Origin of the sequence: Pseudomonas sp. 22490 (genome assembly GCF_052044465.1) — a bacterium.
Classification (GTDB): domain Bacteria; phylum Pseudomonadota; class Gammaproteobacteria; order Pseudomonadales; family Pseudomonadaceae; genus Pseudomonas; species Pseudomonas aeruginosa.
This window is the reverse complement of sequence record NZ_JBQENS010000038.1, coordinates 16,706-34,213: the sequence shown is the minus strand read 5'-3', so window position 1 is coordinate 34,213 and position 17,508 is coordinate 16,706. Positions and strand designations below refer to the sequence as shown.

The following is a 17,508-nucleotide window of genomic DNA, read 5'->3' as shown; positions in this document are numbered from 1 at the left end:
CTGCGGGAAGAACCGCTGCCGCCGGGAAGCCGGAAACGTCGGAAGCAGCCGTCCCGGCGAACGCTCGACCTTCAGGCCGGTCGGGTCAGCGCGCCAGCCCCCTCAACGAAACGGCGACCCGAAGGTCGCCGTCGCGTTCGTGCCGGTAACGAGGCCGATCAGGCCTTGGCGCAGCTCGGCGGCGCCCAGTCGCCCATGTCCGGGCTGTTGCAGACTTCCCGGATCATGCCCTGGCCCTGGGAGGCCACCTTGTTGCCTTCGCTTTGCGCGTCCTGGGCCTTGCGGATGGTCTGCTCGGTGGCGACCGCTTCCTTCGGCACCTTGGGATTGCTGCCGGTCTTGGGCTTGCTGCCGCCTTTCGTAGTGCTGGCGCGGTTCTCGGCCTCGGCGACCTTGGTCACCTCGGCGCGCGGTACGCCGACCTGCTGCAGGTCTTTCTCGTAGGCCTGGGTGTAGTTGCTGATGTTCTCGCCGGCACGGCCGTTGGCGGCGACCAGCAAGGCGTTGGTCTCCTGCAGGCCGCTGACGATCTCGGCCAGGCGCTTGCGCCCTTCGGCTTCGTTGATCGACTTGTTCTTGCGACCGTCGAGCAGAGCCTTGAACTGGCTCTGGTAGCAGCTTTGCGCCGACTTGGCGTAGGCCACGCTACGGTTGATCTCGACGGTGCTGCGGTCGACGTCGGTACCGTAGGAGCCGATGCGCGCGCGGTCATCGCTGATCTGCTTCTGCTTCTCCATGTAGTAGCCCGCCGCGCCGCCGGCCAGGGCGCCGCCTGCGGCAGCGAGGGCGGCATTGCGGCCGCGGTTCTCGTCGCTGGCCAGGCCGCCGGCCAGGCCGCCCAGGAGGCCGCCGGTAATGGCGCCGGTGATGGCCGAATTGCGCACTGCGTTATCGGTGCTGCGCAGGTGCGACACCGGCTCGTAGCAGGACGGGTAGTATTCCGCGCGGGTGGTCTGGGCGACCGAGCCGACGCCGCTGCTGGCGCAGCCGCTGAGCAGCACGCCGCTGGCGGTCAACAGGCAGAGCGCGTAGCGCGCCGAGGTGATCAAACGGTTTTCGCTGGGTTGGCTCATTGCATCTCACTCCTGGTTTGATGAACCGCCCGGCTGCCGAGAGGGGCCGGACGGAACTCCTTCAACGCCCGCTGGACGCGAGCAATTCCTTCAATACCGCCTCCGGCTCGGCCCGGTGCTGCTGGCGATAATCTCCGACGTGTTTGACGAACAGGGTCGCGCGCTTGACCAGGCTCTTGCCCAGAACCGGGTTGCGATTGAGTTCTTCCTGGATGCGCTGGAACTGCGCCTGGATCACCGCGTCGGTGTAACGGGTGCCGGTGGCGAGGTTGTCGATGTAGATGGCCAATGCGCCATCGAGGGCGCTGCGCCCGTTGGCGATGGCGCCGGCATAGAGCTGGGCGGTCGCCTGATCCCTGGCTGCCACGGCTTTCTCCCTGTCCTTCTTGAGGTTGGTCAGGCGTATGTTGTAGTTGTTGATCGTCTCGGCGACCAGTGCCGCCGACTGTATCAGGTTTCCGGCGGCCTCTTCGCGCTGCCGGGCGATCAACGAAACGTTACGCTTGAGTTCCTCGTTTATCTGGGCCAACTGCGCCTGCATCTGCGGGTCGCGGGTGGCGGCAATGATTCCGTCCAATTGCTTGGTGGGATCTTGAGCGTCATCGATGGCATCGGTCAATGCCGCTAGTCGGCCTTCCTTCTGCCACTGGGCGAACAGCTCGGGATAGCGCGAGCGCGGCGCGGACAGCGCGCCGATGGCGACACGGAAACCGGTGGTCTCGTTGCGCTGTTCGCTGCCGTCGGCGGCGAACAGCGGGTATTCGCGGCGCATCCCGGTGAATAGAGTCATCTCGCCTTCGAGATAGTTCCCGCCCTTCACCACGAAACCGCCATATGTGCCCTGCCGGCGACCGGCGTGGACCAGTTGGAAGGACTCCTGGACCATCTCCGCGGCATTGCCGATCACGTCGAACAGGCCCAGCGGGTTCGGCCGCTTCATCCCTACCGGCAACAGTCGCGCGGCCTGCCCGGTGCCGCCGGCGACCTGGTTGTACACCGCCCAGTCGCCCAGCGGGCCTTCCTGGTCGCTGCCCTCGACCTTGCGCGGGAACAGCCGGCCTTCCAGTTCCTGGCGGCTTACCGCCTGGCCGCCGCGCGCGGCGAACTCCCACTCGACCTCGGTGGGCAGGCGGACGAAGCCGATGCCGCCGTCCTCGGGATTCTTGCCGCGGCCGCTGACCGGCAGCAGTTCCGGGTGGTTCTTCAGCAGCCAGGCGCTGTACACCGCGCCGAAGCGTTCGGCGTCGAAGCGCGAGAGGTTGACCTTGGGCAGCCGCGCGGCCATCCCGTCCGGCACGTCGCAGGCCGGCGCCTCGCCCTGGCCGGAGAGCGCGGCCGCCTGGCTCATCACCGCGGCGTACTGGCGGGCGGTCACCTCGTACTTGCCGATGAAGTACAGCATCGGCTTCAGCGGGGTGCCGGCGGCAGGCTTCGGCAGGCTGGCGGAGAGCTTCTGCTGCCAGGCCGGTGCCAGGTCGGCGAGGCTGAACTGGCCGTTCACGTAGTCGCGCCGGTAGCCGGAGATGAACGACTGCTGGTAGCCCGCCTCGCCTTCGTTGAAGGCGTAGCCGAGGTTGACCTCGCGATCGTCGAGGGCGCCTTCGGCGAGTACGTAGACATGCCGGAAGACCATCTCGCCGCCACACGGCAGCGGCAGGGCGACGTCGTCGGCCAGCGGCTTGGGATTGTCCGGCGAGTCGCCTTCGGCCCAGGCCGGCGCGGCAAATGCCAGGCAGGCGCCGAGGGCGAGCGGAAGAATGGCTTTCTCAAACATCGCGTAATCCCTCTGCGGCTTCGATCCGCGCCGCGCGCCAGCCGCCGCTGGCGGCGGCCAGGACGCTGCACAGCAGCGTGGCGAGCAGCGCCGTCAGGTAGTGGCTGGGTAGCAGGCGGCAGACGAACTCGCCGCTCTGGTTGTCGAACAGGTGGTTCAGCGCGCCGGCCGTGGCGGCGTACAGCAGCCCGGCGAGGAACAGGCCGAAGACGGCGCTGAACAGCGCCAGGAGCATGACGAAGCCGACCAGCGCGGCGGTCGGGAAGCCCAGCAGACGCAGCACCGCCAGGGCGCGGCGCTTGCGTTCGACGGCGGCCAGGCTGCTGGCGGCGATGGCGGCGAAGGCACCGCCGATGGCCAGCGCGGCGACGATCCAGAACACCAGGCCGAGGTTGCGGCTGAGGCTGCGCACCTGGGCGATGGCCTCGGCCTGGGTGGCGACTTCCACGCCACTCGCGACGAAGTGCCGGCGCAGCCCTTCCACCGCATCGAGGTCTCGGGCGTACAGGCGGAAGCCCGGGTAGATGCGTGCGCGCGGGGTCTCGCCGGCCTTCCCCGGCCAGCCGTAGGCGGCCACCGCGCGACCGTCGCGATAGTCCTCGGCGGCTTCCAGCAGGGCCAGCGGGGCGAACAGCGCGTCGCGGGCGAAACGCTCCTGCGGCAGCACCGCGAGCACTTCCAGCTCCAGGCGCTGGCTCTGTGCCTGGCCATCCATGCGCCGGCCGATGCGCGCGACGATGCGCTCGCCAGGCTGGGCGCCGAGTTTTTCCGCGGCGCCGTGGCTGAGCACCACGCGGGTCGGCCGGTCGGGTTGCGGCAGGCCGGCCAGCAGCGGGTCGCCGGTGGCGCTGGGAATCATCTCGACGCTCAGGGCGGTCTCGCCGCCGCCGCTGAGGTCGGCGGTGGCGGCGATCTGCCGGGTGCGCGGCACGGCGAAGGCGACGTCCGCGCGTGCGGCCAGGGCGGCGATGTCCTCGGCACGGTAGCGGGCGCCGCCGACCGGAATGATCTCGCGCACAGAAGGCGCGCGCTCCAGCCGCTCGGTGAGGGTGCTGACCAGGCCGTACTTGAGGCCGAACAGCACCAGCAGCGGGGTGATCACCGCCGCCAGGGCGAAGATCGCGCAGAGCGACAGGCGCGCCTCGCCGCGATAGTCGGCCCAGGCCAGCGAGAGCAGCAGGCCGGCGCGCATCAGCCAACTTCCTCGAGGCAGGCGCCGACGCTGTCGTCGGCCTCGCGTTGCCAGCGGATGGCCAGGACTTCCAGGCCGGCGGCGCGAGCCAGGCGCTCGTCGTGGGTGGCGACCACGGTGCAGGCGCCGCGCTCGCGGGCCTGCTCCACCAGCAGGCGCATCACCCGTTCGGCGTTCAGCGGGTCGAGCGCCGCGGTCGGCTCGTCGGCCAGCAACAGGCGCGGCGCATGCGCCAGGGCGCGGGCGATGGCGACCCGCTGGCGCTGGCCGACCGACAGCGCCGCCGGTTTCTTGTCCAGCTGGTCGCCGATTTCCAGCCGCTCGGCCAGCGCCTGCACGCGCTCGGCGGATGGGGCGCCGAGCAACGCGCAGGGCAGTCCGATGTTGCGCCGCACATCGAGGAACTCGAGCAACCCGCCGCTTTGCAGCACGTAGCCGCAGTGCTGCCGGCGCAGCGCCGCCAAGCGGTCCTGGCGGCCGTCGCGCCAGAGCGCGGCGATGTCCTGCGGGCGTTCCCCGGCGAGGAATTCGAAGCGCCCGCCCGGGTCCGGCGCCAGGGCCAGCGCCAGCAGGTCGAGCAGGGTGCTCTTGCCGCAGCCGCTGGGGCCGACGATGGCCAGCTGGCGACCCGCGCGCAATTCCAGCGCCGGCACCCGCAGGCGGTAGCGCTGGCGACCGGCGCCTTGGCTGCGGGCGACCTCGTGCAGGCGCAGGATCATGGCAGCGTCGACAGCGGCACGCGGTACAGCGCGTCGCCGGCGTCGGCGTCGCCGAACCGGACCCAGTTGGCGACGTCGTTGTGGAAGGTTTCGTAGAGGCGGATCTTCGACTCCAGTTCGTCGATGAAGTCCTGCTGTTCGGCGACGCTCAGCGACAGCCAGAGGTCCTGGGTCATGTTCAGCGACTTGCTGCGGTACGGCAGGCCTTCCAGGTATTCGCCGAGCACGCCGCTCTGCGCCAGGTTGCTGCCCTTCACCAGTTGCGCCGGGTCGCGGCTCATGTAGGCGCTGGCGCTGGCGATTTCCTGGAAGAAGTCCTTGGGCGAGGTCTGGGTGCGCTTGGCCGCGTCGACGATCAGTTTCAGCGACTGTTGCAGTTCGTTGAGTTGCAGCTTGCTCAGCAGCACGCAGACCTGGAACGCCGGCAGCGCCGGGTTGGTCAGGTCACGGTCGGCGGTCCAGGCGGTGACGACCTGCGGCGCGCGCACCGGGTCGCGGCGACCGAGGAATTCCATCTGCATGGCGTAGCCGATGGCCGCCGACTTGCTCGCCACGCTTGGCGCGGCGTCGAAGCGCGGCGCCTGCGGCTTGCGGTTGCCGGCGTCGTGGACCAGGTCGGCGAACACCGTGCCGATCTCCTTCACCGTGTTGCCGAAGGCGTTCACCTCGCCGCCGGCCACCGGGATGTAGAGGTCGGCGATCTTCGGGTTGGCGTCGGCGGTGAGGCTGCGGTACTGCTGCTCGGCGTAGCCGTGGTTGTTCTTCCCGGCCGGGGTGCGCAGGTGCAGGGCATAGATCTTCACGCCCTTGCGCAGCGCCGCCTGGCGGACCTCGGCCTCGTTCATCTGGGTGCGCCCGAGCGGGTCGTTCTTGCGCAGCGCGCCGGCGTCGGTGACCAGCAGCACCACGCGCCCGGCGTAGGGCGACCAGTCCATTTCGTCGACCGCCTGCATGATCCCGGCGAAGGCGTCTTCGTTGAACGAGTGGCTGGAGACGTCGGTGGCGCGCACCTGGCTGCTCAACTCGGCGAAGCGCTGCGCGTCGTTGCCCGGTTGCAGCGGCACCAGGGTCTTGCTGACGTATTCCAGGCCGGGGGTCTTGTCGGTGTTGTTGCGGAAACCGACCAGGCCGAAGCTGACCTTGTCCAGGTCGCCGCGCTCGCCGATCTGCCGCTGCAGGCCGTCGATCACCTCGCGCACGCGGTCGATGTAGGGCTGCATCGACACCGAGGTGTCCACCACCAGGACGATGCCGGTGCGGAAGGTGTCGCTCGCCGCGCCGCTGGCGCCGCCCTGCCCGGCCTGGCCCGGCGCCTGGGGTGCCGCGGCGCTGCCGCCGGGGTCGATCGAGGCGACCTCCAGCAACTGCGCCGGCTGGCCGTCGGCGTCGAAGCTTTCCTTCGAGTCGAAGATCGGCAGCAGGTAGAACTGGTCCTGGGGGATCGCCCGGTCGTTGGGCTCGACCGCGACCACCTGCGGATCGCCCTTGTGATCCACCGCCTGGGTCAGGGTGTCGCGCGCTGCGCGGGTATCGCCGAGCAGGCGCTCGACCTGCTCGGCGCTGTTGAGGAACATCACCGGCGCGCGGCCGGAGCGTTCGGTGAACTTCAGCACCAGGCTCTGCTTCCAGTCGCTCACCGCGCTGGCCGGCAGCCAGCCGTCGCCCTCGCCGTTGCTGGAGGCGCCGACGCGCAGCCAGGGGCTGCCGCCGACCTGCTTGCGGGCGTACACGTAGAGCACCGAGAAGGCCGGCACCGCGCCGGCCCGGGGCGGGCCGCCAGCCTCGGCGGAGATGGCCGCGCCGGGTTTGGTCAGGACGCGCTGGAACAGGGTCTTCTTGCCTGGCATCAGCAGCGGACGCTCGCCGCCGTCCTGTTCGGCATCGGCCACCGGGGTCTGCTGCTGCGGCTTGTCCGCCGGCGTCTGTCCCAGCGGCGCTGGATCGGCAGCGCTCGGCGCGTCGCCCGAGCTCAGCAGCCACCAGGCGCCGCCGCCGATCGCCAGGAGCACGGCGGCCGCGGCGGCGGCGATCAGCGGCGTGCGGCTGCCGCCGGCACGCGGCTTCGCCGGTGGCAGCGGAGGCGGCGGGGGCGATGGCGGTTTCGCCGCTTGCGATGGCGGAGGCGGGGGCGGCGTGGCGCCGCCGGCGCTGGGCGTGACCGGCGGCAACTGGATCGATACCGGTTGCAGGCCGCCGAGGTCGGCGGGCGGCATGGGCGCGGGTTCGGCCGGCGGCGGGTTGCTCGCTCGCGGCGAGCCCTGCGGCGTCGCCAGCGGACGGATCTGGGTGGCTTCCAGGGCGCTCGGCGCCAGGCGGTCGAGGGCGGCGATCAGCGCGCCGGCGGTTGGGAAGCGCTCGGCCGGGTCCTTGGCCAGCAACTGGCGCAGGATGTCCTGGTAGCGGCCCTGTTCGATCGGCAGTTCCGGCAGCGGCTCGGTGAGGTGGGCCAGGGCGGTGGAGAGCGAATCCTTGCCGTTGTAGGGCAGCTTGCCGGTGAGGATCTCGTAGAGCACCACGCCCAGCGCGTAGAGGTCGGCGCGGCCGTCGATCTCCTGCCCGCGGGCCTGCTCCGGGCTCATGTAGCTGGGGGTGCCGACGGCGAAGCCGACCTGGGTGAACTGGGTATTGTCCTCGATCGACTTGGCGATGCCGAAGTCCGAGAGCACCGCGGTGCCGTCGGCGCGGAACAGGATATTGGCCGGCTTCACGTCTCGATGCACCAGGCCCTGGGAGTGCGCGTAGCCGAGCGCGGCGGCCACCTGCCGTACGTAGACCAGGCCCAGCTCGGGATCGAGGCCCTGCTGGATGCGCTCCTTGAGCGTGCCGTTGGGCAGGTATTCCATGGCCATGTAGTAGCAACTGCCGACGTTGCCGATGTCGTGGATGGTCACCGTGTTCGGGTGCGACAGCCGCGCCAGGGTCCGACCTTCGCGCAGGAAGCGTTCGGCGAAGCTCGGGTCGGCGGCCAGCGCCGCGGCCATCACCTTCAGCGCCACCTTGCGCTGCAGCGAGCGCTGGGTGGCCAGGTAGACCGTGGCCATGGCGCCTTCGCCCAGCTCGCGTTCGATGTCGAATCCCGGAAGTTCTATGTCCATGTCCGTCTCAGAAGGCCCTGACCACCAGGGCCGTGATGTTGTCCGGGGCGCCGCGGGTCAGGCCCAGGTGGACCAGGCTGCGGACCACCGCATAGGGATCGCTGTGGCTGAGCACGTCGCGCAGTTCGCTGTCGTCGGCGGTCTTGTTGAGGCCGTCGCTGCAGAGCAGGAAGCTGTCGCCGGGCAGCACGTGCAGCGCGGCTTCCGACAGTTCCAGTTGCTCGTGCACGCCGACCGCGCGGGTGACCACGTTGGCGCGCGGATGGTGGCGCGCCTCTTCCTCGCTGATCAATGCGTTGTCGAGCAGCTCCTGGACGTAGCTGTGGTCCCGCGAGATGGCTTCCAGCACGCCGCCGCGCAGGCGGTACAGGCGGCTGTCGCCGGCCCACAGGCAGCTCGCCTGGTTGCCGCGCGCGGCGAGCAGTACCAGGGTGCTGCCCATCACGCTGACGCCACGCAGGCCGGCCTCCTGGCGAACCCGCTCGTTGACCTGGGCGAGGCCGGTGCGCAACGCGCCGACATAGGCCGGTAGCGAGGAGGCCGCCGGGATGCGCCGCAGGGTATCGACGATCAGGCTGCTGACGAAGTCGCCGGCGGCGTGGCCGCCCATGCCGTCGGCGACCACCCAGAGTCCCGCCTCGGGGGCGTCGAGACTGGCGTCTTCGTTGACCTTGCGGACCATGCCGACGTGGCTGTAGCTGGCCGACCTGTAGTAGCTGACTGAGTTGGGCACCATCAGTTGTCCTTAACCGGGTATGCCGGGAAAGAGCGGGATCACCTCGCCCTCTCCGGTGAGGAATCGTCCGAACGCCGGCGCCGGCGGCAGGCCCTGGTAGCGCATCAGGCCGGCGGAGATCCGTGCCGAGCCGCGTCCCCACCAGTGGCTGGCGCCGTCGCAGGCGTGCTGGGCCAGCGCGGCGAGGCGCTGCGCAGGGGTCACCGCTTCGCTGCGCAGCAGGTTGCCGCTGATCAGCGATTGTTCGATGCGCGGTCCGCAGGGCGGTGCCGGGAGCTGCGCCACCGCCTGCTCGAAGGCCTCGACCTCGGCCTCCGGTTCGAGGGTGGAGAGCAGCAGGCTCTCGACCTGTTCGAACCAGCCGTCGTCGCCGCCGACCAGCCCGCCGAGGTCGGCGTTCGCCGGTAGCAGGCAGGCGACGGTCAGCGGGAAATAGCGACCGACCCGGTCGATGCTCGGCATCACCACTCCGGTCACCGCTTCGCCGCCGAGCAGGCCGGGGGCGATGGCGAAGCGCCACAGCGGGCTGGTCAGGTAGGCGTCGAGCCAGGCCGCGCCGAGTTCGTCCTGGCTGGCGCGCATGCCGCTGGCCAGCCAGGCGTCCCAGGGTTCGACGAAGGTGTTCGGCAGGCCGCGGCTGACGAAATCGCCGCGGCCGGCCAGCTTGCCGTAGAAACCGACGCTGTTCAAAGGCGCTCCGGGAGGCTGAAGCCGGACACGACCCGGCTCTTGAAGGGGTTGAAGGCGCTGCTGGCGCGCAGCTCGCAGGCGATGCTGGAGCCGTCGATGCGCAGCCGCAGGGTGAAGCGGTCCGGCGAGTTGCCGCGTTCCAGGTCCGACTGGTCGAGCAGGCGGAACCAGGCCCAGGGGCCTTCCAGGGTCAGGCCGGAACGGCCGCTGCTGGGCGGCGGCGTCACCGTCAGGCGGACCACGCCGAGGCCGTTGGCGCTCGGCCACTGCATCGCCACTGGGCGGCTGGGGCCGTGGTCGTAGGTCAGCTGCTGGCCGTCGAGGTCGAGGATGAACTGGCTGATCGCCGCGTCCATGGTCACCGGCTTGAGCTCGAAGCGCACCGTCGGTTGCATGCCGCCGGAGCGGAAGAAGGCGTCGCGGATCGCCGCTGCGCGCTGGAAAGTGTGCAGCACGCCGGGGTTGATGCCGAGCTTCTGCGCCGCGCCGGGCTGCCAGCGCCAGGTGCTGGCGGAGGTGTCGACGTAGGGTTGCAGGTACTGGCGGAAGTAGCTGTCCATCACCCCGCCGGCACCGAAGAAGTGGCCGAAGTCTTCCAGGGTGGCGTCGCGCGAACTGCCGGCGGCGATCGGGTAGCGCCCGGCCAGGGATTGCCGGTAGACGCTGACCACGTCGCTGATCCAGGCCGCGTTGAGCTGGTTGCGCACGCTGCCCATCATGCTGCTGGTGGTGGAGTTGACCACGTTCTTCACCAGGCCCTGGACCACCGGCGGCTGGCGCTCGGCACTGAGGGCCACGCGCGAGGCGGCGGCGGCCACCTGGTTCTTGGCGTCGCCGAGCAGCGAGTCGCCGCTGGCTCCGGCCATGGCGCTGACCTGTACGTAGAGCGCGTTCATGTCCTCCAGCAGGCTGTCGATCGGCGCCGGCTCGTTGCCACCCTCGCCCTTGCTGACCAGGCTGTTGAGTTCGGCGAAGTGGGCGCTGATCGGGTCGCTGTCGACCTGCCGCGGCTGTTCGCGGGCGCCCTCTTCCTCCTGGCCGACCAGCGAGCCGAGGCGCTGCTTGAGCTTGTCCACGGTGCCGTCGGCGGCCTTCTTCACTTGCGCGGCGACCAGCCGGTCGCCCTTCTGCAGGTCGGTCTCGCGGGCCACCGCCTCGAGCAGCTTGCGGAACGGCGAGGTCGGTCCGGAGAGAATGCGCAGCACGTCGGCGGCCTGGGTGACATTGGTGATCGGCACTACGGTGAGGTCGGCGAGCAGGTCGTCCCACTGCCGCAGGTAGTCCTGGAAATACAGGCGACGCACGTCGAGGGCCAGGTTGGCGGCGTCGCCGGCATCGTTCAGGTCGCGCCCGAGCACCCACTGTTCCTCGGCGATGGTGCCGGCCTGGCTGAGGCTGGCGGTGAGGAACACCTCGCGATAGCCGCGGTAGGTGAAGAAGCCGCTGAGCGGGTCGGTGAGCGGCTTGCCGCTCTTGCGCGCGAACACCAGCGGCGCGTCGCGGCCGGCGGCGTCGCTGATGCGGAAGTCGGGCACGTCCTTGGGCAGCCTCTGCCGCTTGACTCGGTCGTAGACCCGCTGCGCCACCGGCAGTTGCTGCAACTGGCGGCGCAGGTCCTCGACCAGGTCCTGGTCCAGGCGCGCCGACGGCGGCCGTCGTTCGAGCAACGCGTCGAGGTGCGCGTGCAGCGCCTGGCGCTGTTCCGGCGAGAGGTCGCGCGGTAGGTTGCGTTCCCAGTCGAGGCTGATCCAGGCCTTGATGAAGTCGGCGTCGTAATGGTCCGGGCTGCCGAGCATCAGGTAGGCCTTCAGGCCCTCGTAGAGGAAATCGCTGCTGCCGCCGGAGCGCAACTGTTCCTCGATGCGGGTCACCAGGCGCGGGGCGAACACCGCGATCAGCAGCTTGCGGTAGACGCTGGCGGACTCCTCGCCGAGCATGTCGCCCTGGTACAGCCCGTAGCCTTCGGCCCAGCTCGGCGCGTCGCCGGCGAGATTCTGCACCGCGTTGAGCTGTGGCAGTACGGCCAGGACGTCGCGCTGGGCCGGGCTCAGCGACTCGATGCCGCGCGCCAGCGGGTCGACGCGCTGGTCGACCGCGGCGATGTAGCTCTGGTTGGCGCGGTAGCTGGCGATCCATACCGCCGTCACCGCCAGCACCACCAGCGCGGTGGCGCTCAGCGCGCCGATGGTCAGCCACTTGCGGCGGCGCTCGACCTTCGGGTTGGTGCCGACCAGGCCGCGTTCGCCGAACGCCACTTCGCGGAACAGCCGCTCGATGAAGTAGCTGCGCCCGGTTCCGGTCTGCCGCGCCAGGTGCTGGCGGTCGAGGTTCATCGACTGCGCCATGCTGCCGATCAGGCGGTCGATCGGACTGCCTTCCTGGGTTCCGCTGGTGAAGTACAGGCCGCGCAACAGCGGGCGTTCCTCGTAGGGGTTGGGCTTGAACACGCCGTTGAGGAACTCGCCGAGGCATTCGCGCAGGGCGGCGAATTGCTGCGGGAAGCCGTAGACCAGGTCGCGCCGCGCCGGGTCGCGCTCCTGCTGCAGGCGTTCCACCAGGCGCGCGGTGAGACGCTGTTCGAGCAGGGCGAATTCGCTGTCGAACACCGCCAGCGGGCCTTCCGCGCTCTTGCCGTCGTCGAGGGCGAAGGTCATCCCCCAGACCTGCGCGCGTTCCTCGCGGTTCAGGCTGTCGAAGAACTCCATGAAGCCCGGCACCAGGTCGAACTTGGTCAGCATCACGTAGATCGGGAAGCGCACCCCGAGCTGCTGGTACAGCTCCTGGATGCGTGCGCGGATCGCCTGGGCATGGGCGGCGCGCTCGGCGTCGCTGCCCAGCAGCAGGTCGGAAAGGCTGATGGCGATGAACGCGCCATCGATGGGGCGGCGCTTGCGCTGGGTCTTGAGCAGGTCGAGGAAGCCCAGCCAGGCGGCCTTGTCCACCTGGGCGTGGCTGTCCTGGGTGGTATAGCGGCCGGCGGTGTCCAGCAGCACCGCTTCGTCGGTGAACCACCAGTCGCAGTTGCGCGTGCCGCCGACCCCGCGGATCGCCCCGGCGCCCATCTGTGCGGCGAGCGGGAAGTCCAGGCCGGAATTCATCAGCGCGGTGGTCTTGCCCGAACCGGGCGGGCCGATGATCACGTACCAGGGCAACTCGTACAGGTTGCGCCGCTCGCTGCCGCCCAGCTTGGCCCGCTTGAGCAGGGCCAGGGCCTCGTCCATGCGTTGCTTGAGGGTCGCCAGCTCTTCGGCGGTGGCGACGCTGGCGGCGTCCGGCGCGCTGACCTCGGCGAGACTCTGCATGACCTTCGCCGCGTTGCGCCGGGCCTGCACGATGCGCAGCACGCGGAAGCCGATCCAGACCAGGAACAGCAGGACGATCAGCACCCAGCGGCTGGTCGCCGAGGCCAGCGGTTCGTAGTTGCCCAGGCGCAGCAGCGGGCCGAGGAACCAGATGATCAGGCTCAGGGCGAGCAGGCCGAGCACCGGCACCACCCAGCGCGCGAAGAAGTTGAGGAAGCCTTTCATTGCGCGCCCTCCGCGAATACGGTGATTTCCACCCGGCGGTTGCGTGCGCGGCCTTCGGCGCTGGCGTTGCTCGCCACCGGCTCGGTGTCGCTGCGCCCTTCGGCGGTGAAGCGGCCGGCGTCGCCGGTGGTCGCGCCGAGCAGGTCGGCGACCTCCTGGGCGCGGGCCTGGGACAGTTTCCAGTTGGACGGGTAGCGCAGCGTGGCGATCGGCCGGTTGTCGCTATGGCCGGTGACCAGCACCTGGCCCTTGACCTTGCGCAGGGCGTCGGCGATGCGCAGCAGCAGCGGCTGGAACTCGTCGCGCACGCTGGCGCTGGCGCTGGCGAACAGCTCGTCGCCGCGGATGGTCACCACCGAGCGGTCGACGGCGTCCTCCACCGCCACTCGCTGGGCCTTGATGTCGTCGGCGAGGAAGCGCGCCAGGCGTGGCCGCTCGATCACCCGCGGCTGCACCGCCGGGCGGTCGATGGCCTGCACCGGGATCTCGCCGATGGCGTGGATGCGCTTGAACACCGGCTCGGCGTCGGCGGCCAGCTTCATCCGCAGGCCGAACAGCAAGGCCAGCAGCAAGGCCAGGCCGATGGCGATACCGACCCACGGCGGCAGGTATTGCGAAAGGCGGTCGCGCATCACGCTGAGGCCGCGCCAGTGCGGCGACAGTTCGTGCTCGTACTCGCCGCGGGTGCTGCGGATCACCGCCGCGGTGCGCTCGCGCAGCGCCTCCAGTTGGCTGCGGCCGTCGTGCATGACCCGGTAGCGGCCTTCGAAGCCGAGGCTGGTGCACAGGTACAGCAGCTCCAGCAGGTGCAGGCGCTGGTGCGGGTTCTGCAGGCAGTGTTCGAGCAACTGGAAGACCTTCTCGCCGCCCCAGGCCTCGTTGTGCAGGGTGATCAGCAGGCTCTGCTTGCCCCAGTCGCTGGTGCTGCCCCACGGCGTGCTGAGCACCGCTTCGTCGAGGGCGGTGCAGAGCACGTAGCGCGCCAGCATCACTTCGTCCGGCGCCACGCCGGCCTGGCGTGCCTTCTCCTCGAACTGGCGCAGGTAGCCGAGCAGTTGCGCGCGCAGGCTGGCCGGCGCCGGATGGGCGATGGTGTTGCGCAGGCGGGTGAGCATCGCCAGCAGTGGGCCGGCGGCCTGCTCCAGCGGGTTGAGGCCGTCGCCGCGGCCGCTCAGCGGCGCCAGGCTGGCCATCGGCGGCGGCGTGTAGGGATCGCCGCCGCGGGGGCCGCCGGCCGGTTCCGGGGCGCGGCCGCCGGGACGCGGCATGATCATGGTGCGGTCGTCGGGCGGGCTTCCGTTGCCGCCGCCGGCCGGGGTGCCGAAGGGATCGTCGATGGGAGGCATCGTTGCTTATCCTCGAATGGCCCAGAAGGCCAGGTTCAGCCCGGGGAACTGGCCGGCGATGTGGAAGGCGAAGCCGCCGGAGTGCGTCAGCTGCTTCCAATGCGCGCTGCCGCGGTCCAGTTCGAAATAGGTGGAGCCGGCGTGGTAGGGGATCTGCCGCGGCGCCACCGGCATCGGCAGCAGGCCGATACCCGGCAGTTGCAGGTTGACCAGGTCGCGGATGTGCTCCACCGAGCCGACCTTGGCCTGCTGCGGGAAGTGCCCGCGCAGGCTCTCGCCGGGGACGTCGGCGCGCACCACCAGGACGAAGCTGGCGTTGTCGATCAGGCTGCGGTCGCTGAGCATCGCGACGTGCACGCCGTAGGCCTTCTCGACGATCGGGATGGCGATCGCCTTGGCGTCGATCACCGTCGCCAGCGCCTGGCGCAGGGCGAGCATCACCGGGGCGAAGCTGGCGGCCAGGTCGTCGTGGTTGTACACCGGGTACTCCTCGGGACGCCGCTGGCTGGCGGTGAAGGTACAGAACTCGCCGGCCAGGGCCACCAGTTCGCGGTACAGCTCCTGCGGGTGCAGCGGGCGCACGCGGGACAGGTGACCGGTGAGGGCCTCGGCGCGGTTGACCAGTTGCAGCAGCAGGAAGTCGGCGATTTCCGAGGCGCCCCCGGCGCTGGATGCCACCACCCGCCCGGCGAGGGCTTCGCCGCGCTGGTGGAGCAGGCCCAGCAGCTCCTTGGCGAAGGACGCCAGGGGCGGCGCGGCGGCAATGTCGAGTACCGGCGGCAGGTAGTCCTCGTCCAGGCTCAGGGCCTGGTCCGCGCGCTTCTCGCGGACCCGCGCGACGCCCACCGCGGCGTATTCGCCGAGGCCGTCGCGCTCGGTCAGCAGGCGGAACGCCTGGCTGCCCAGGGCCACCGGGGCGCGGCTCTCGAAGGCGGCATTGTCGTCGCGCACTTCCTGCACCTGGCTGACGTAGCGGGCGCCGCCGAGGGCCTCGCCCTCCTCTACCGTGTCGCGGGTGCCGACCCGCTTCAGCGGCAGGCCGAGGTAGACGATGCCATCGCGCAGGCTTTCCTCGACATTCAGCGGCGCCGGCGCCGGATCGTCGGCGGGGATGTTGAACGGCGTACCATCCGGCAGCACGCCGCGGGCGCTGACGATGGCCAGCTTGCCCTGGGTCAGCAGGGCATCGTCCAGCTTCAGCTCGGAAAAGCCCCAGCCGCCCGCCAGGAGCGAGCGGCAGCGGCCATCCACCAGGGTTTCCAGGTAGCGGTCGTGCTGCTGGAAATGTTGTGGCCGCAGGAACATGCCTTCGGACCACACCACGCGGTTATTCCAGGACATAGGGACTCCGAAGGTTCAGGGCGCGGGACGCGCGACGATGCCGATGGCCTGCGCGCCGAGCGTGATGTCGAGATGGCTGGTGCGTTGCCCCGGCACGGCGAGGACCTGGCGCCAGGTGGCGCGGTCGAGGTCGCGGTAGGCGGCGACGAAACCGAGCTGGCGGGTCTGCTCGTCGAGCGTGCGTTCGATGCGCCGTTCCTCGCCCGGACGCAGGAGGAACTCGTCCTGCTCCACCAGGTCGCCACCGAGGGTCGACTGGGCGTTGTCGGTGAGGGCGAAGTAGTCGGCGCGGCCGAACGCGGTGTCTTTCTTCAGCTCGTACAGCCGCAGGCGCAGCGGCGCCGCCTGGCCGGCGGCGGACGGGTTGAGGTTCGGTGCGGCGTGGAGCCAGATCACCACCCGGGTCGGCGGGGTTTCCGGCGGGCTGGACGAACAGGCGGCGAGCAGCAGCCCGAACAGCGCGACGATCAGTTTCTGCATGGTGTCGTCCTCATTGACGTTGTTTCTCCTGGTGTTCGTTGGCGTCAGGAACGCCGTAGTCGAGCGCTGTGTTCCTCGTAGGCGCGGCTGAATTCGCGGCCGAAAAGCTCCTGGAAGTCGTCCTCCGCCTCGCGCAGGATCTTCGCGTACAGCTCGGTGAAACTGTCCCAGTTCTGTGCCTGGCGGGCCCCCGGCAGCAGGCCGGAAAGCCCGGCCGGCTTGCCGAAGCGGGCTTCCAGCGCGGCCGGTTCGAAGCGCGCCAGCAGGTGGCGGATGGCGGCCTGCACGCCGGCCATCACCGCCAGCTGGTGCGCCTTGAGGTCTTCGAAGCTGTCGGCCACCGCGCGATCCGGCGCCATGAACGCCTGGTTGTCGCGGCGCAGCAGGAGCAGCATGGCCTCGTCGACGTTCGGCGCGAACTTCAGCGGGTTGTTCTGCACCGGCTGGATCATGGTCTGCGCCATGCGGAACTCGCCCTTCAGGCTGGCCCGCGCGCGCAGCACGTCCACCAGTCCTTCCACCAGGCCGCGATAGCTGCGGCCGATGGCTTCCATCTGCGCTTCGGCGCCGGCCGGGTCGACCTTCAACTGGGTCATGCCGGCGCCGCGCAGGAACGCTTGCAGCAGGTCGCCGCCGGCCGACGCGGCGGCGCTTGCCGGCGGCGTCGGCGCCGCCACGCTCGCTGGCTGTGGCTGTGGCTGTGGCTGTGGCTGTGGCTGTGGCTGTGGCTGTGGCTGTGGCTGTTGGGTGATCCCTGGGTCGGCGAAGGGCATCGCCAGCGGCGTCGGTTCGGCCGTCGGCAGCGGCTGGGCGACGGGCGTGGCGCTTGGCGCGGGCGTGTTGCCGAGCAGTTCGGCGAACGGGTCCCAGTCGGCCGGAATCAGCGGTGCGCCGCCAGCGGGCGGTGGCGCCGGGGTGGTCGCGGGGGGCGGCGGGATCACCGGTTCCGGCGGGCGGAAGTCGTGCTGTTCGGCCGGTACATGGTCCGGACGCGGCGCCGCGCCGGGCGGCGGCGGGGTGAGGAAGTCGAACAGGTCGGGCTTGGTGTCCAGCGGCGAGCCGCCCTGGAAATGCGCCGTCACCGCGGGGTGCGGGGTGGGCGCCGGTTCGGCGAAGGCAGGCGCCGATCCGGCGGCCTGCCGGCTCATCAGGGCGTCGAAGCTGGTGAACGGATCGGTCTGCGGATTGCCGCTGCCGGGCAGGGCGATGTCATGGCCGAGCTGGACGAGGATGTCGTATTCGCCGAGGCGGACGGTCTCGCCGTCCTGCAGCGGCTCGCTGTTGCCGCGGCGCAGGCGGTGCCCGGCATTGACCAGCAGCACGCCGTTGGTGCTGGTGTCGGTGAGGTAGTACACCCCGTCGCGGTTGAGGATGGTGCAGTGGCGGCTGGAGACCAGGCGCTCCGGGTCCGGCAGGACCCAGTCGTTGTCCGGGCCCCGACCGATGGTCAGCTGTCCCTGGTCCAGTACCTTTTCCGAACACTGACCGGGGGTCAGCTTGTGGTAGCTGGTGATGGTCAATCGCAGCGGCATTGC

12 protein-coding genes are annotated in these 17,508 nt (G+C 70.3%); all 12 read right to left on the bottom strand.

Features of this window, described 5'->3' with window-relative positions; genetic code table 11:
* Positions 1 to 158: 158 nt before the first annotated feature.
* Entirely contained in the window at positions 159 to 1,073 is a 915-nt protein-coding gene (tagQ, locus tag ACTJJX_RS29730) for a type VI secretion system-associated lipoprotein TagQ (RefSeq protein ID WP_003106614.1), read from the bottom strand.
* A 61-nt stretch (positions 1,074 to 1,134) separates the two neighbouring features.
* Complete coding sequence (tagR, locus tag ACTJJX_RS29725; RefSeq protein ID WP_003106615.1) at positions 1,135 to 2,847, bottom strand: type VI secretion system-associated regulator TagR; 1,713 nt, start codon at positions 2,845 to 2,847, stop codon at positions 1,135 to 1,137.
* Positions 2,840 to 4,039, bottom strand: coding sequence for a type IV secretion associated ABC transporter permease TagS (tagS, locus tag ACTJJX_RS29720; RefSeq protein WP_003142347.1), 1,200 nt, complete (start codon positions 4,037 to 4,039; stop codon positions 2,840 to 2,842). Before tagS ends, tagR begins: the two co-directional genes overlap by 8 nt.
* A complete protein-coding gene (gene tagT / locus ACTJJX_RS29715) occupies positions 4,039 to 4,758 on the bottom strand; it encodes a type IV secretion associated ABC transporter ATP-binding protein TagT (protein ID WP_016852310.1) in 720 nt (239 codons plus the stop codon). The genes tagS and tagT overlap by 1 nt, the downstream gene beginning before the upstream one ends.
* A complete protein-coding gene (gene ppkA / locus ACTJJX_RS29710) occupies positions 4,755 to 7,853 on the bottom strand; it encodes a serine/threonine protein kinase PpkA (protein WP_004351957.1) in 3,099 nt (1,032 codons plus the stop codon). The genes tagT and ppkA overlap by 4 nt, the downstream gene beginning before the upstream one ends.
* Positions 7,854 to 7,860: 7 nt before the next feature.
* Positions 7,861 to 8,589, bottom strand: a complete 729-nt coding sequence (gene pppA / locus ACTJJX_RS29705) for a serine/threonine phosphatase PppA (protein ID WP_003106965.1) — start codon at positions 8,587 to 8,589, stop codon at positions 7,861 to 7,863.
* A 9-nt stretch (positions 8,590 to 8,598) separates the two neighbouring features.
* On the bottom strand, positions 8,599 to 9,279 hold the full coding sequence (gene tagF / locus ACTJJX_RS29700) for a type VI secretion system-associated protein TagF (protein WP_003106966.1): 681 nt from the start codon (positions 9,277 to 9,279) through the stop codon (positions 8,599 to 8,601).
* Entirely contained in the window at positions 9,276 to 12,806 is a 3,531-nt protein-coding gene (gene tssM, locus ACTJJX_RS29695) for a type VI secretion system membrane subunit TssM (protein WP_003106968.1), read from the bottom strand. Before tssM ends, tagF begins: the two co-directional genes overlap by 4 nt.
* Positions 12,803 to 14,152, bottom strand: a complete 1,350-nt coding sequence (locus ACTJJX_RS29690; RefSeq protein WP_003118500.1) for a DotU family type VI secretion system protein — start codon at positions 14,150 to 14,152, stop codon at positions 12,803 to 12,805. The genes tssM and ACTJJX_RS29690 overlap by 4 nt, the downstream gene beginning before the upstream one ends.
* A gap of 6 nt (positions 14,153 to 14,158) precedes the next feature.
* Positions 14,159 to 15,493 carry a type VI secretion system baseplate subunit TssK gene (gene tssK / locus ACTJJX_RS29685; RefSeq protein WP_003115052.1) on the bottom strand — a complete coding sequence of 445 codons (1,335 nt, stop codon included), beginning with the start codon at positions 15,491 to 15,493 and terminating at the stop codon, positions 14,159 to 14,161.
* 15 nt (positions 15,494 to 15,508) lie between these two features.
* Positions 15,509 to 15,973 (bottom strand): type VI secretion system lipoprotein TssJ, encoded by a 465-nt coding sequence (gene tssJ / locus ACTJJX_RS29680; protein WP_004351964.1) that lies wholly within the window; start codon positions 15,971 to 15,973, stop codon positions 15,509 to 15,511.
* Positions 15,974 to 16,017: 44 nt separating this feature from the next.
* Positions 16,018 to 17,505: a type VI secretion system-associated FHA domain protein TagH gene (gene tagH, locus ACTJJX_RS29675; protein WP_012613438.1), complete on the bottom strand. Its 1,488-nt coding sequence runs from the start codon at positions 17,503 to 17,505 to the stop codon at positions 16,018 to 16,020.
* Between the last annotated feature and the right edge of the window lie 3 nt (positions 17,506 to 17,508).